Here is a 16,153-nt window from a genome sequence, read left to right as displayed (position 1 = left end):
ACATGCGAACAGCTTACCTTGCTTCATTACTACTTTTTATGAGCAATTTGCCAGTGATGGCAACAACTAGTAATCAACCCTTAACCCATAACAGCAATCAACACACACATGATTCAAATAGTGAACTCACTGTGTATAAAAGTAAAAATTGTGGCTGTTGCAAAGAGTGGGTCACACATATGAACAAAAATGGCTTTAACACAACAGCCATTGATGTTGTTGATATGGGCACCATAAAAAATAACTATCAGATAAAACCAAATCAGCGCTCATGCCACACGGCGGTGTCAGCCGATGGCTTTATTTTTGAGGGGCATGTTCCCGCTAAATTTGTTAAGCAATTCTTATCAGAGCAACACCCTGAAGGTACGATAGGCTTAAGTGTTCCTGCCATGCCCGTGGGTACGCCAGGGATGGAAATGGGGAACGTATTCCATAAATACAACATTAATTTACTAACAATAGATTCACCCGCTGTAAGTTATCAATATATTGAACAATATGCCGAGCAATTTTAATGAATTAGGCATACGCTATAACTAGGTGATTACAAAAATAGTACCTCACTTCATCATTTTTACGACACTGTAAAAATTAATGAAAATAAAGCCCAAAAGCAACCATCTCACTAAGCTAAGGGCTTTAAGCAAAAAGGAACACCGCATGAGTAAAGCCCAAACAGAGCAGCAGCTAATCATTGAGGGCGCAGGCTGCGCCAGTTGCGTAGGGAAAATTGAAGCAGCACTGCAAAACACACCTGGCGTGAACAGCGCAGAGATGAATTTTGCAGACCGAACCGTACTCGTCAGTGGGACAGCCAATTCCCAAGACCTAGTTAAAGCCATTGAATCTGCTGGATACAATGCCAAACCGTTCAATGACAGTTCGCACACAGACTCCCTTGATGAAAAAGAAGCAGCCGATTGGGCATATTATAAAAAGCTGATGCGCGACACCATTATCGCACTCTCACTGGGTGTGCCTCTTATGATCTATGGTATCGCTATTGGCGAGATGACCGTAGCAACCAATACTGAGCGGCTCGCGTGGTTAATTGTTGGTCTTTTAACGCTTGCGGTTATGTTTTTCTCTGGTAAACATTTTTATATTGGCGCATGGAAAAGCTTTAAAAATCATTCTGCCAACATGGATACCCTCATTGCACTGGGCACCGGTACAGCATGGGTCTACTCAATGCTGGTTGTCTTTATTCCCGATGCTATTCCGCTAATGGCAAGGCATGTATATTTTGAAGCCACCGCCATGATTATTGGCTTAATCAACCTTGGTTTAGCGTTAGAGCTAAAAGCACGAGGAAAAACCTCAGAAGCAATCAAACGCTTAATCGGCTTACAAGCCAAAACCGCCACTGTTGTTAGGGATAACAAAGACGTTCAAATAAATATCGACCAAGTGTTGCTCAATGACATTATCAAAGTCAGACCGGGTGAGAAAATCCCCGTTGATGGTGAAGTAATCGAAGGCCACACCAGCATTGATGAATCAATGCTAACAGGTGAACCCATGCCTGTTGAAAAATCAGAAAAAGACGACGTCACCGCGGGTACGCTCAATAAATCTGGCATGATCCTATTTAAAGCAACACGGGTAGGAAAAGACACCGCGCTTGCACAAATTATTGCGATGGTAAAACGTGCCCAAAACTCAAAACCCCCAATAGGGCGACTAGCCGATGTTATATCTGCGTATTTTGTGCCGGTTGTCATGATTATATCTATCGTCAGTGCACTAGCATGGTTAAACTTTGGCCCAGAGCCCACTCTTGCCTTTGCAATTGTGTCTGCGACAACGGTGCTTATCATCGCGTGTCCGTGTGCGTTAGGACTTGCTACGCCAATGTCGGTTATGGTCGGTGTGGGCAAAGCAGCTGAGGCCGGTGTTCTTATTCGAAATGGTGAAGCACTGCAAACAGCTTCCAAAATTACAGCCATGATTTTAGATAAAACGGGCACCATTACCGAAGGCTCCCCCAAAGTCACTGACGTTATTTTAGCAAATGAGAGTGATGAAAAAACCATATTACAGCTAGCAGCCAGTTTAGAAAGTGGCTCAGAGCACCCTCTTGCGCAAGCAATTGTCGAAAGTGCCATGGAGCAAGAAATCGAGCTGCTGAAAATAGACGCCTTTAACGCAATTACAGGCTATGGTGTCGAAGCCACGTGTAATGGTAAGTCGCTGCTATTTGGCAATAGTAAATTAATGAAAATGAAAGAAATTGAACTCTCTGACTTCACAACGAAAGCACAGGCCTTAGCGAAAGAAGCAAAAACGCCAATGTATTTTGCTGTAGATGGGCAGCTAGCCGCAATTATCGCGGTAGCGGACCCGATGAAGTCTGATTCACTTTGTGCAATCAAGCGTCTTCAAGCCAATGGTATCCGCGTTATTATGCTTACTGGCGATAATAAAGAAACCGCCTCGGCGATAGCAAAAAAAGCACAAATTACTGAATTCTTTGCTGACGTTCTACCTGAAGACAAAGCCAATAAAGTGCGCGAACTCCAACAACAAGGCGAAATTGTCGGTATGACAGGCGATGGGATCAATGATGCCCCCGCACTTGCCCTCGCCGATGTTGGTTTTGCGATTGGAACAGGCACTGATGTTGCCATTGAAAGTGCCGACATCACACTCATGCGAGGCTCTCTTCATGGCTTAGCTGATGCCATTGCAGTGAGCAAAGCCACGTTACGCAATATAAAACAAAACCTATTTGGTGCATTTATCTATAACGTGGCAGGTATTCCAGTGGCGGCAGGTATTCTGTATCCATTTTTTGGTCTACTGCTGAGCCCTGTTATCGCGGGTGCTGCGATGGCTTTTTCTTCGCTTACCGTGGTGACGAATGCAAACAGGCTTCGTTTATTTAAAGCACAAGATCACTAAGGAGCCACATTATGATGATTATTAACTTTATCGGTATTTCACTCATCGTGCTGATCATTTGGTGGTTTTGGCTGTATAAACCAAACAACGTTGTTGCAACTAGTACCGACGTACTCATTGAGGTAAAAGAAGGGGTTTATTCGCCTGCTTCTCTACAAGTTACAGCTAACCACCCAATAACCTTATCTTTTTTGCGAAAAGATCCGTCACCTTGCTCCGAAACACTGCTCATTCCCTCCTTAGATATAAGTGAGCAACTGACCCTAAACAAAGTGACAAAAATACACCTGCAAAATATCCCACCGGGAGAACATGTTTTTCACTGCCAAATGCAAATGTACAAAGGTGTTATCACTGCAGTCGAATGAGATTGTGAAGTGAAAATAAAACAGCTTGGAGAGATTATTATGAGTGATTTAGAACATAGAGTCGGCGTAAAAGAAGCAAACTTAGTCGTTCGCAATCTGCGGCTGTGTAAAGTGACAGATGAAAATTGTGATGCACTCATTGAAGAGATTGATAGACTCTTTGGCATCGATGAAGTGAGCTACAATATTCGTGAAAACGTAATACACTTGGCCTATGACGCAACCCACCTAAACTTAGAAGGGATCGAAACCGTTATTCGCAAACACAGTGCCGATCTTCACAATGACTGGTGGACACACACCAAAGAAAGTTACTACCAATTTGTCGATCAAAATATAAAAGATAACGTCACTCACAAACCCTGGAGTTGCCATGCAACCCCACCAAATAGGCACAATAAACATAAAGAGTAAGGTTTCCCCATGACAGGAAACCTGTGAATACTTTTACATGTTGTTAAATGAGTAACCGTTACTAATTAAGTAAGCCTTGATCTGGTCTGTCAAATTCGAAAATGGGGTTTAGTCACATCTGACCGTCGCAAATGTGCAAAAAGCGAACCTTCAGTCATAACTCGTTTATGCCCCAAAACGAGTTGAGTCACCACCCTTAATCAGGCAAAAAACGATCACTAATGCCACTTTGGAGGCATTAGTCAATTGCACTAAAAAAGGTGATTTGGATTAGTTTTTGTATCTTCAATTGGTTAAATTTGTCATATCCTCATTTACTAATGAAAATAATCCGGCTTCTTTCCCCTGCTCAGAATAAATGTTGAATAGTTTATCTGGAATGGGGGGACATTTTCTTAAACGATTAGGCACAACAACATGATACCCGTCAAATAGAGTTAGATAAGGAAAATTCAAAACAGCCAGATTTAAAAACTCTATATTACAAGGCGACTCAAACTTTACATTTTTAGGTGTGGGTGAAGCTACAGTAGGTGGCGTAGGAAATACAACCAATTTATCGACAACTACACAGCATGGATATAAAGTACCTGAATTGATAATGACTCCAACCCCTTGCATTTCCATCTTGTCCGTAGGTAAATCGATTACCTTCGCACCATCAATATCTCGATTACAGTTCAATATCTGCTTTCGCACATTATCTAGTGAACTTTGGAAAACCCAGTTATAACCTATTTCATTGAACCACATTAAATAAGCGGCAGTTATATATCCAACTGCAATTTCGTTTTCGTGAAGCGTTAATGGTATTTCAAAGTTAATTTCGAGGTTTTCACCAAACTTCATTGATTCTAATTTACCGGGTGGGTTTCTATTGATAGGTAAAGCAATATCAATACCTCCGTCAACGTCCGAGACACTTATTGATCCATTAACAGTTTTGTCATTAATACTTATGTACCTACTCTTTGTTTTGGCATCTAAAAGCGTCCCCATAGGGTTATTCAGTATATTAAGATATTCGCCTAACCACTTATCCTGTTTTTCACCAAATTGACTATTACAATCCTTACAAAGAAAAGTCCATTCATTCCCTCCAGAAGCTTCTGGTAAGATATGACCTGCCGTAAAGCTGCGTTGACCTGAATTCAAATCAAACTCCTTTACGCATGTTGGACATATGACTTTATTTTCAAACCCATTGCCAAATGAGCAAAGGTGCTCATTCAAATATTTTGCTAATTTTAATCTTGAGTGTTTTGTTGACTTACCCTTCATAGATAACGTCCTGTTAACCGCTAGTATGCTTTAATAAATTTATTATGGAGACTTCTTAGTAATAAAACAAAAGCAATTCATTAGAAAATATATGGCAAAAAACTTAAGGACAATGTCTTCAGCACAATCGAGACCTTTCAGCTCATGCTACTAGAGCCAACACGGAATTGTCCAAAAGTGAGTTATTGTCTCTTGAACGCTCACTTGAGACTTTTGTACTCTAAAGTTCAGTCACTTACTTTTTAATAAGTCGCATACTGGCAATATACCTCACTGCCTTCATCTTCCTATATTTGAAGAATGCCAACTCCGCCTTAGAGTTCTGCCATCATGATAGCAAGTAACATCAAACTTAATCCTCATTTGATATTACAGTAGCAGTTCAATCTCAATCTCACTCTAAATAAGAACCAAATTGATGATACGTTTTCTGTCACTTTTTGGCTTATTTATTATCTATGCATGAAATGAAAACAAGGCAAAAAACATCATTTTCAATAAAAATATTGAAATGTATTGCTCCCCACCTCTCCACTGTATACCTGAAAGTAGCCCCGTTGCACTTATCTAAATTAAGGTCATGTTTATTGATAGATGAATTGCACAGCAAGTTATCAGCGTGGCTCATTTATATTGCACGCTGATGGCTTTCAGCTATTCAAAATCATGATTGGACTTCACATCTAACAATTCGCCAGTCTTAGCTATCTTAAAGAAGATATTTTTCTCATTTTGGTTATTTTCTGCTTTGACAACATAATAGCCCTCTTCAACATGGACTATTGAGAGCTTATCGTTTGCTACCTCTTTCCATGAAGCATCGAGTTTACCAACTTCAAACCCATAATCCTTAAAAGTCATTTTCTTGATTGACTTGGCAGCAATATTCATTGCTTTTTGGTCATTAATAGGGTCATGGCCACTGTGCGCCAACGCCCCAACACTCACTAATGCAATGCAGATTAACGCTGTTGTAATTAATCGATTCATTACTTTTCTCTCCTGGTTTTTACTTTTACCATGTGCTTAATTATGCCGTTTATTTTTTTAAGCCAATCACTTCATATTCACCCTTAACAAGCAGCTGTAAGGCAATTGGGTTATCTGTTTTATTTTTCCAGTACCAACCGTGTGAACCGGCAAAGGGAGCTGTGAAGCTTCCTTTCATTTCATTACTCGTGGCAATCGTATAGCTTTCAAAATACCCCGTTGTGTCACCTTCTGGTTCACCATGCAAATCGAAATACAATGACTCACCCTCTGTTAACCATTCATAGGTCATTTTGGCATGTTGGGGCATTGCAAACTTATATTCAACTCCTCTACCTGCAGGAACGATTACTTCAATGATCTGAAATTCATCGGTGCCTTTATTCCCTGTCGGTGATTGACTTGGTTGTGCGTCTGTCTCTGCAGCTATCGCAATGCTGGTTAGGCCAAGCTTATGGCCAATACCCGTTGGGTCAATGTTATATTCGGCCGGAAGAATTAAAGTCACCAGAGCAATGGCCGCAACAACCGTTGACGATACGCTCGCTATAATTAAGGTCTTTAAACTCACTGTGTGTTGCATACTCATCTCTTTTTTTATGTGTTAACTAACGAAATAACCCGTTAATTGAAAACCAACTAACATCACACCAGCACTCATGAGTGCTGTATTTGTTAAGGTCGAAAAACGTTGGAATGATGGAAAATGTCGCCAAGCATTTATGGCAATTAAAATAAAGATAAGCGCTGCAAATTGCCCCAATTCAACACCAATATTAAACGCAATTAAATTAACTAATAAACCATCCTCTGGTAATTGAAACTCTTGTAACTTCGTCGCTAAACCAAAACCATGAAACAAGCCAAAAATCAGCACCGCTGCTTTTGTATTGGGTTGCCAGTTAAAGCAGCGTTTAAACCCACCTAGGTTATCAAACCCTTTGTAAATAACAGAAAAACCGATAATCGCATCAATTAAGTTAGCATTAACGTTAATATCACCCAGTACACCGAGCAAAAGCGTAGTACTGTGACCAAGAGTGAACATCGTCACATAGAGCAACACATCTTTGCTGCGATATAAAAAGAAAATCACACCGACTAAAAATAATAAATGGTCATAGCCTGTGATCATATGTTTTGCACCAATATACAAAAACGGGACAAATTGTATTCCCTGATTTTGCTCTAAAAATGCACGGGTGTTGTCATCTACACCATGTGCCAACACATCAATACTGACGAGCCCAAGCACCGCAATCAAAAAGAGTAAGCTCATTTTTAATAGCTTATTTTGCATTCCAACTTCCTGTACATCTAATTCTTTCAAGTAATACGCCTTTCAATTTTTATCACATGCTATAAAACGCAGATAAACCTGCTTGGCCAACTAAACTGTTAACTATACTTAAGTGGTTTAACATTAATTGCAACGTTTGATTTACGTTTTCTCCTTTCTAACGTTATCTTCATCATTTGCAGTAATGACTGTTAATTCAACCGACTTAGAAATAACTTCCTTCATCAAACAAAAGTTCAGCACTCCTTATTCGTGCAAAAAAAAAAGCCGCTTTCGATTAATGCCAGTCAGTTAAGCAGTTTTTTGAATAAATATGTGAATATTATTCAGTTAAAGCTGCTTAAAGCAGGTGGGGATAAAATTAGCTAAAGACCATATAGCAAAAGGGCTACAGTAAGATTTTTATAAATCATCGCTGTAACCCTTTATTTTATTGGTTTTTCCTTAACTGATCTGCATTACGCTTTCGATGGTTCTTTTTCGCAAAGCCTGCTATTTTTTAATCAGTTAGTATCTAAAAAATATACATCACCACATTTACTGCGAGGAGTGCTCAAAATGTGTGCACGGATTTCACTTATATCTACAACTATTTCAATCGCTTTAGCCTGCTCTTTGCCGTTAGCTTTTTCTGCAAAAGCCGAACAAAAACCTAACAATGCCAAGGTCTACCCATTAAAAGAAGCGTTCTTCGGTGAGCAACATGTCCATACAGGTGTGTCGATGGATGCGTTTATTGCGGGTAATAGACTAACGCCTGATGATGCCTATCGCTTTGCTAAAGGCGAAGAAATGATGGTGAATGGCAGTCTCCACAAAATAAAACGACCACTTGATTTTGTTGCTGTTACAGATCACTCAGAGTTTATGGGAGAAGCCTTTAGCCTAATGAATGAAGGGGCACCTGGTTACGACCACGAAATAGCCGTTGCTTTTCGTGAAGCTCCAGATTTAGAAACGGCATTAAAACTTTATAATAAGTACGTATTAGCCCCATTAGCAGGCGGTGGAGAACCTCACCCTGCATTTTTTCAAGGCCAAGAAGCCATTAAATCTACATGGCAAAAAAATATAGAAGCCACTGAAAAGCATTATCAACCAGGTAAATTCACCACTATACATGCCTACGAGTGGACATCTGCTCCTGGGGGGGCAAACCAACATCGCAATGTTTTCTTTAGAGATAACAATGTCCCTGATATGCCTTTTTCATCAAACGAAGGGGCCGATCCTGAGCAGTTATGGGCATGGATGCAAACACAACGCGACAGTGGCAAAAAAGTGTTCGCAATACCACATAACTCAAATGAATCGAAAGGCTTATTATTTGCTGAAGCAAGTCTTTCAGGCGTACCCGTAAACAAAGAATATGCTGAAAAACGGGCCAGTATGGAGCCACTCATTGAAATGATGCAAGTTAAGGGTAATTCAGAAGTTATACCCAACTTTTGGCCCAATGACGAATTTGCAGACTTTGAAAATGCAGTGTCAATTCAAAAGTTTAATGGTCGTGCGTTCATAAAAGAAAACTATGTGCGTTATGGACTAGGACGCGGCATTAAATATCATGCAGAGCTTGGAGTTAACCCTTTTAAATATGGGTTTGTTGGCGGAACAGACAGCCATAATGGCACACCAAGTAACGTTGAAGAAGACAATTACGCTGTCGGTAGTCACGGCTATGCCGACCAAACAGCCGATGTACGTTCTAAGGCAATGCTTGAAGGCGAAATGCTGATTGCAGACTCCAGTCCTGGCGCGTTGACTGCTGTGTGGGCTAATTCAAATACGCGCAGTGCAATTTGGGATTCAATGCAAGCAAAAGAAACCTTTGCCACCAGCGGCCCACGTATGAAAGTCCGTTTTTTTGCAGGCCAAGGGTTCAATAAAAGTTACAAAAATTACACCGACCTTGTAAAAGATGGTTATGAAAAGGGCGTGCCGATGGGCGGCGACTACAAAGGTAAAAAAGCCCCTGAGTTTTTAGTATGGGCAATCAAAGATCCTATTGGCCCAAACTTAGATCGTATCCAAATTATTAAAGGGTGGTACGAAAACGGTGAAATGAAAGACCACGTTTATGACGTTGTAGCCTCGGGAGATCGCCTAAAAGCAGATGGAAGTGTTACCCCTATTGATGCCCCTATAAATCTTAAAACGGGTGAATTCAATCAAGTAAAAGGGGCTGTTGAACTTATGTCAGTATGGACAGACCCTGACTGGGACCCAAATCAAGAAGCATTTTATTATGTGCGTGTTTTGCAACTGCCAACAGCACGTTGGACGTTATATGACGAAATAAATGCCGGTGTAAAATACCCTGATGATGTAAAACGTCAAATTGTAGAACGCGCATGGGCCTCACCTATTTGGTACGAAGTAGAGTAAGTATAATTAATGATTAAACGTATTTTAAAAGAGCCTATTACTCATTTTCTGGTATTAGGCTCACTCTTATTTGCAGCATGGAATTACCTTGCACCTTCGCAAGAATCAGAAAACAATGAGTATGTAATAGTGGTCGATCAAGCTAAGTTTGATCACCTAAAAACCCTTTGGAAAGCGCAGTGGAAACATGAACCTTCGAATGAGGATATTGCTGCCATTCTTGAGCGACATATTCGCAAAGAGGTATTTTACCGTGAAGCGTTAACCATGGGTCTTGATCAAAGTGATGAAATAATTCGTACGCGACTTGCACAGAAAATGGAAGCAGTTGCCAGCGATCTCAGCAATTTAATGCAGCTCCCTTCTGAGCAACAACTTAAAGAGTTTCATCAAGCTCGCCCAGAACTGTTTACCATTGCGCAATCATTCGCGTTTGAGCAAGTTATATTAACGCCACAAGAGGCTCAAGAGCCAAAACTGAGTGAAATTCGCGCCCAACTAATAGCAAATCCAAATACACTAAACAGTTTTGAGAATCGCCGTTCAGTGCCTAACAGCTGGCCTCTCATGCCTGAAAACACCCTCAAGAATGCATTTGGAGGCACCTTTGTTGAGCAACTCGCTAAGCAGCCAACAGAGCAATGGGTTGGGCCCATTGAGTCTGGTTTTGGTTTGCACCTCGTTAAAATTGCCAATAATACCCCCGAACATTTAGCCCCTTTCAGTGATATTAAAGACTATGTTTTAGAGCAGTATAAATACTATGCAGTCATCGACTCACAGCAAAAAATGTTCGAAACGTTGCTTAAAAAGTATCGCGTTCGATTGGAAGCTGACACCATTCCGACGGAAATAGAGCAAGAGTTTGCCGCATTATGAGAATGAAAGTATTTTGTTTTGCCTTGCTATTAATATGGGGAAGTTCAGGGTTTGCACATGAAATTCGCCCCGCGTATTTACAAATTAATCAAGTGACTGAACACGAGTATAATTTACTTTGGAAAGTACCCACTAACAATAACTTAGTGCAGAATATACGCCCTGTTTTCGAGCCTCAGTTTTCACTTTCTCCATTACCGAATCACATGGTAATAAATGGATTTGTATTGTTTCAATATCGGTTAAATGCCGATACAGAACTTGCAGGAACAACACTGACAATTGAAAACCTAAACCGCACCACTATCGATACTTTAATCAACATAAAATTGTTGAACGGGAGTCAATATAGTTTATTAATGAAGCCGAATGAAAATACGCTTTCGATTCCAAGCGAAGGCAGTATTTGGCAAATCATCACCTCTTATACAAAACTCGGAATTGAGCATATTTTAGAGGGCTGGGATCACCTGGCATTTGTTGCAGCATTGATGTTAATTGTTAGAGGCTGGGTCACGTTATTTAAAACAATCACCGCGTTTACATTAGCACATTCAATCACGCTCGGTTTAGCAACATTTGGTTATGTATCACTGCCACCTCCTCCCGTTGAGGCACTCATCGCATTGAGTATTTTACTGATTGCAGCTGAATCAATACGTATTAGACACAATCAACACAGCCTAACAACAAAATGGCCTTGGTTAGTCGCATTTATATTTGGTTTATTGCATGGCTTTGGTTTTGCGGGAGCACTAAAAGACATTGGCTTACCACAAGTCGATGTGCCTGCAGCTCTCTTGTTTTTTAACTTAGGGGTTGAGCTTGGCCAATTGTTTTTCATTACCGCTATTTTAGGCACCGTTGCCATTACTAAGCACCTTATTAAAGTGCCAAAACCCGCGGCTACGTTTGCGGCATACGGTATTGGTAGCCTTGCCTGTTTTTGGCTTATTGAGCGTATTGAAGGTATGTTTTTTTAATCGTGTTTAACGTAAGGCATGTTATTTGCCACTCTCTCAGCGAGAATAAATAAAATGCCTTACGTGCACCCATCAATCATTATTCACGGTGGTTAAAACTTTGTGGCTTACCTAATAGATAACCTTGGAAAAACTGACACCCTAAACGTTTTAAGTATTGAAATTGCTCTTCTGATTCAACCCCCTCGGCTATCACATTTTTTCCTAAGCTTGTCGCTAAGGTGAGAATCGCTTTCACAACCGACTCGTCTTCGGAGCTAATCAGCATTTTATCGATGAATGACTTATCGATTTTTAACGTATCAATCGGAAACCGCGTTAAGTAGCTAAGCGAAGAATAACCGGTTCCAAAATCATCTAAAGAGAGGTTGATACCCAAGTTTTTTAGATCCTTCATTCGCTTTATGAGCATCTCGGTGCCCATTAAAATAACCCCTTCGGTTAACTCTAGTTTTAACCGTGAAGGTTGTATTGAAAATCGATTAATTGTCTCCAGCACTTGCGGAACAAAGTTAGGGTCTTGAAATTGGAGCGCGCTGACGTTAACAGCCACACTTAAATTAGGGTTTGAATATGCATCATTTTTGCTCATTTCTTCACACACTTGCTCAAGAACCCACTGCCCTATTTGATTAATTTGTTTTGTTTCTTCTGCTATAGGTATAAAAACATCTGGTGAGACGCTCCCTAATTTAGGGCTATCCCATCGCAGTAATGCCTCATAACCAATGAGTTCTTTGCTGGTGTTATGAATAGGTTGATACACAACGTTTAGCTCTTTTTTGGCAATGGCATTGATCAACCCTTGGTTTATTTCATTTCGCTCTAAAATAGATGCTTGTAATTTCGGGTCATAAAAACTAATCATATTTCGCCCTCGCTCCTTAGAGTGATACATCGCAATATCAGCCTGCTTCAGTGCCTCTGACAATTCAAAGTCGCATGCATTAATGATTGTGAGGCCAATGCTAGGTGTTGTATGAACTTCATACCCATCAAGGTAAAAAACGCGCGAAATCGTTTCACGTATGTTTTGCGCAAAGCTATCCACAGAATGAAAGTCACCATCTTTTATGCACGTAGGATCATCCAGTAAAATAACGAATTCATCGCCCCCTAATCTGGCAATTAAATTAGGCGATAAAACAATACTTTCTAAACGGCGCGAGACTTCTTTTAACAGTAAGTCACCAATACTGTGCCCTAAAGTGTCATTGATCATTTTAAAGTTATCTAAATCAATCAGCAGTAAGGCGTAACTGTGGCCTTGGGTATGATGCTTTGATTTAGCCAATGACTTTGCTTTGTCGATAAGATGACGTCGGTTAGGTAAATTAGTTAACTCGTCATACATTGCTAAGCGATGAACATTTTGTTCTGCAAGTTTACGGTCGGTAATATCAGCTCTAATAGCAATGTACTTATACGGCTTGTTATTTTCATCAATAAAAGGAACGACGGTTGAGTTAACCCAATATAAGCTGCCATCTTTGGCACGGTTACAGACTTCTCCTGACCACACTTGACCACTGCGAATTGTTTGCCACATAGTTTTAAAAAAGCGCGGGGGATGCGTTCCAGAATTGACTAACGCATGGGTTTTTCCGATAAGCTCTGCAGCAGAAAATTGCGATATGTTGCAAAACTTTTCATTCACACTCGTGATTACTCCCTTGCTATTGGTGGTCGCGACAATCGCATGCTGATCAAGGGCCTTTTTTAGTTCTGCTCGACTTCTATTGAGCTCTTCATTTTCTTTTTCGGCGAGCTTCATTTCGGTCATGTTTTCAATCAAACATAACAGGCTAATTACTTTTTCTGACTTATCATTTTCTGGGATCACATTAACATCAAGAAACAACGTTTCCTCATCGAGCCCTTTGAGGTTTATCGAAAACTTAACTTGTTCTCCCTTTAATGCCGTCCTTAAAAAAGGCAATACTTTATCGATAACATCGGGAGGGAAAACATCATGAATATACTTACCCTGAGTCGGTGTACGTAAATAAAAGTAGGTTTTTAGCGCATTCTGATTGTAATAACTCAACTTAAAATCAGCGCTTAATCTGAGCACACCTATGTTCATATTATCTAAGATTGTTTTCAGCTCATTTTTCTTTTTAGATGCATACAGCTCAGCCTTGTTCACCATTGAATAAGGATATAAAACCCCCTCAATAAATACGCTTTTATAGATAAATAACGCACCACATAACTTCACCAAATGCGCAATGACAAGGTAGGTATCAGACAGGGTTTGATACTGGGTAACCAACAATGAAAACAACGCCATACAAACTGATGATAATGCAAAATGAAGGTACCTTTTTTCACCATCTACGTTATGTTTCTTGTAAAACAAATAAGCCACGACGACATAACCAATTAATAGAACATTTTCTAAGGTTATTTTTACAATGGACACGCCTTCGCCATAAATAAAGAGAGACGGTAGGTTATAAGCAAACAAGGTGCCGAACGCGATTAAAATAACTGAAACAATTAACCCACAGCTTAGCCATACCATTTTCCTGCCATGAAAAGTCAGTGAGGCCGCAATGGCTGCAAACGTCAGTAATTCAAACATTCGCGCAGCTAAAGAAAAGAAAATCGACTTTTGACTTGAGCTGGGCGTAATAAACGCTGGCATACCAGCAAACGAAATCGCGTTCATGTAGTCCATCATTAGGACAATACTAAATCCGAATATGATGATATTCGTTTGTTCTGCGTAGCGGCCGTCAAGGCGCTGAAATTCAAGCAGTACCACTGATGAGAAAACAAAAACTGACAATAGCTCCGTTGTTAAATGCAGTATTTCAGTATTTTTTTGTGAAAATATATCGATACTTTCAAGCACAAAAAAGCATATTAAAGCCCCAATAATTAAGCTCGAAAACAAAACAAAATAATGGTTATTTACACCCTGACACTTAAAACCCGCTTTAGAGATGTACATTGTCTATTCTCCTTGCCAAATTACAGCAAACATAGGCGTAGCTAAAGCGTCTTCATCATGCTTACTTTGAGCAACAGCATGACTTTTTAAAACCTTTAAATTCAAGGTTTTTAATTGTTTTTTCATTGTATAAAACACAGCTTTTGAAAACTCAAAGCAGCATAAAAAATTAAAATCTTTACCAATTAACTGTTCTTCATGAACACCTACTTTTTGTGAAAGAAACAGTGAACTATTTAAAGTCGAGAGTATTTTTTCTAAATTATTTATTGGTAAATCACTTCGCATGATATCTGTTCCATTTACAGTCTTTTAATGGATTTAAAAATTAAATGCACAACATTTACTGGCTCATTTAAAAATGCCAGTTCAATATAAAGGGTTTTATTTAGCTAGATTAAAAATAAAAATAGAGGCGTGTTATATAAACCACAGACATTTAGCTATATTAACTTTGTCAACAATTGATTTTTCAACTGTGTGGCTATCAGCTAACTCAACGGTGCCATTCGCGAGATCTTTATTAACAATAGCCTGCGACCTATCATTTAATTCAACCTTTGCACCTTTTGGATAAAGACGAATAAAGTTAATAAATTTAGTCGTTAATATATGATCAAACTTACCAATTTGAGCGGCGTGATAAACTTTCTCAATCGCTTCTACACGTGAGAATTTTTCGCGATAATGACGCTGTGAAGTTAAAGCAACGTATGTATCAATAATACGAATTATGCGTGCTTCAAGGGGGATTTCAGGTTTTATTAGGCCATGAGGGTAACCAGAGCCATCACAATTTTCATGGTGGCACTTGATAATCTTGATCACATTGTCTTCAATGCCGCGGCTTTGCAACTCGCGGCAGCCCAACACAACGTGCTCATGAACACTGTCAATTGCTTTCGCGCTTAACTGCTTACTTTGCTTGTAATCAGGCGGGATCAAAGACATGCCAATGTCTTTTAAGAATGCTGACTTTGCAAAAGGGATGAGTTTGTCTTTTCTTAATTTTATTTCTTTTGAGAATAAAGTAATTAACACCAATAACCGCACAGACTCTCGAAATGATTGGGAGTCTTCGCTAATTTTTTCGTATATTAAATCCAGACGACTGGCATCATTAAGCACAAATAAAACAATATTTGTAACGGCTTGAGTTATCGCCTTGTTGTTTAATACATCTGATTGGCCACAGTCTTCAAGTGCCACTTTAAGGATTGATAACCCTTTATTCAGCGCACCAACCGATTTGTCTTCAGAGACATATAACGATCCCTCAAATTGCTTGAGTTTGTGCTTATCGCCTTCAGACTTAATTTTAACTTTATTTGTAAAAAAAGGAGTTTTTAGCCAGTGTTCATTGACCCTAACTAACATACCTTTCTTTAATTGATTGGATTGTATTTTTTTCAATCTAAGTAACCTTGTAATAAAAAAACATTAGTTACTCATCGTCTTCCCATTGACAATTCATCCTTTAGTCGTTCTATTTTACTTAAAAAGTTAAATTACATCAATATAAATCAGAAACAAGCTAAGACTATGAATCAAAAAAGATAATTGCAATTTAATTTAAAAAAACACTTTTTATAATACAATACTATACAGCAAATAATTTGATGAAATACCTAATAAAGGTAATTAAATATTAAATTAAACAACCCAAAATAATACCTAATAAAGG

At 39.4% G+C, this 16,153-nt stretch carries 14 protein-coding genes; 7 read left to right on the top strand and 7 right to left on the bottom strand.

Translation table 11 applies throughout. The features are described from left to right. The first annotated feature begins 2 nt into the window (after positions 1-2). From BWD47_RS00695 to BWD47_RS00680, 4 genes are all read left to right on the top strand, one after another. A complete protein-coding gene (locus tag BWD47_RS00695) occupies positions 3-518 on the top strand; it encodes a DUF411 domain-containing protein (protein ID WP_227006877.1) in 516 nt (171 codons plus the stop codon). A 145-nt stretch (positions 519-663) separates the two neighbouring features. Continuing rightward, on the top strand, positions 664-2,907 hold the full coding sequence (locus BWD47_RS00690; RefSeq protein ID WP_074988537.1) for a heavy metal translocating P-type ATPase: 2,244 nt from the start codon (positions 664-666) through the stop codon (positions 2,905-2,907). A gap of 11 nt (positions 2,908-2,918) precedes the next feature. Beyond that, entirely contained in the window at positions 2,919-3,275 is a 357-nt protein-coding gene (locus tag BWD47_RS00685) for a cupredoxin domain-containing protein (RefSeq protein ID WP_074988536.1), read from the top strand. 39 nt (positions 3,276-3,314) lie between these two features. Beyond that, positions 3,315-3,689 carry a hypothetical protein gene (locus BWD47_RS00680; protein WP_074988535.1) on the top strand — a complete coding sequence of 125 codons (375 nt, stop codon included), beginning with the start codon at positions 3,315-3,317 and terminating at the stop codon, positions 3,687-3,689. Between the two features lie 285 nt (positions 3,690-3,974). Here BWD47_RS00680 and BWD47_RS00675 read toward each other — a convergent pair whose 3' ends face one another. The 4 genes from BWD47_RS00675 to BWD47_RS00660 all read right to left on the bottom strand — a co-directional run bounded on the left by BWD47_RS00675 (position 3,975) and on the right by BWD47_RS00660 (position 7,260). Then, the gene (locus BWD47_RS00675) at positions 3,975-4,970 is read right to left on the bottom strand and encodes an HNH endonuclease (RefSeq protein ID WP_074988534.1); all 996 of its coding nucleotides are present in this window, start codon (positions 4,968-4,970) and stop codon (positions 3,975-3,977) included. Between the two features lie 654 nt (positions 4,971-5,624). Continuing rightward, positions 5,625-5,960: a DUF6488 family protein gene (locus BWD47_RS00670; protein ID WP_036972391.1), complete on the bottom strand. Its 336-nt coding sequence runs from the start codon at positions 5,958-5,960 to the stop codon at positions 5,625-5,627. A 49-nt stretch (positions 5,961-6,009) separates the two neighbouring features. Continuing rightward, positions 6,010-6,543, bottom strand: coding sequence for a hypothetical protein (locus tag BWD47_RS00665; protein WP_074988533.1), 534 nt, complete (start codon positions 6,541-6,543; stop codon positions 6,010-6,012). A 21-nt stretch (positions 6,544-6,564) separates the two neighbouring features. Continuing rightward, on the bottom strand, positions 6,565-7,260 hold the full coding sequence (locus BWD47_RS00660; protein ID WP_074988580.1) for a HupE/UreJ family protein: 696 nt from the start codon (positions 7,258-7,260) through the stop codon (positions 6,565-6,567). 558 nt (positions 7,261-7,818) lie between these two features. On the opposite strand from BWD47_RS00660, the gene BWD47_RS00655 reads away from it, so the two are divergent. Genes BWD47_RS00655 through BWD47_RS00645 form a run of 3 tightly spaced genes read left to right on the top strand, consistent with a single transcriptional unit; the run spans position 7,819 to position 11,510 of the window. After that, complete coding sequence (locus BWD47_RS00655) at positions 7,819-9,648, top strand: DUF3604 domain-containing protein (protein ID WP_036972394.1); 1,830 nt, start codon at positions 7,819-7,821, stop codon at positions 9,646-9,648. Positions 9,649-9,657: 9 nt separating this feature from the next. Then, on the top strand, positions 9,658-10,527 hold the full coding sequence (locus BWD47_RS00650; RefSeq protein WP_074988532.1) for a peptidyl-prolyl cis-trans isomerase: 870 nt from the start codon (positions 9,658-9,660) through the stop codon (positions 10,525-10,527). After that, on the top strand, positions 10,524-11,510 hold the full coding sequence (locus BWD47_RS00645; protein WP_244887025.1) for a HupE/UreJ family protein: 987 nt from the start codon (positions 10,524-10,526) through the stop codon (positions 11,508-11,510). The genes BWD47_RS00650 and BWD47_RS00645 overlap by 4 nt, the downstream gene beginning before the upstream one ends. A 79-nt stretch (positions 11,511-11,589) precedes the next feature. On the opposite strand, the gene BWD47_RS00640 is transcribed toward BWD47_RS00645, so the two are convergent. The 3 genes from BWD47_RS00640 to BWD47_RS00630 form a co-directional block, all read right to left on the bottom strand. Next, positions 11,590-14,469 carry an EAL domain-containing protein gene (locus BWD47_RS00640; protein WP_083422858.1) on the bottom strand — a complete coding sequence of 960 codons (2,880 nt, stop codon included), beginning with the start codon at positions 14,467-14,469 and terminating at the stop codon, positions 11,590-11,592. Between the two features lie 3 nt (positions 14,470-14,472). Continuing rightward, on the bottom strand, positions 14,473-14,757 hold the full coding sequence (locus BWD47_RS00635; RefSeq protein WP_065979592.1) for a hypothetical protein: 285 nt from the start codon (positions 14,755-14,757) through the stop codon (positions 14,473-14,475). A gap of 132 nt (positions 14,758-14,889) precedes the next feature. Next, positions 14,890-15,882, bottom strand: coding sequence for an HD-GYP domain-containing protein (locus tag BWD47_RS00630; protein WP_075593190.1), 993 nt, complete (start codon positions 15,880-15,882; stop codon positions 14,890-14,892). Positions 15,883-16,153 lie beyond the last annotated feature (271 nt).

The organism is Pseudoalteromonas sp. PAB 2.2, assembly GCF_001938575.1.
In the GTDB taxonomy this organism is placed as follows: domain Bacteria; phylum Pseudomonadota; class Gammaproteobacteria; order Enterobacterales; family Alteromonadaceae; genus Pseudoalteromonas; species Pseudoalteromonas lipolytica.
This window is presented reverse-complemented; position numbering and strand designations above follow the sequence as displayed.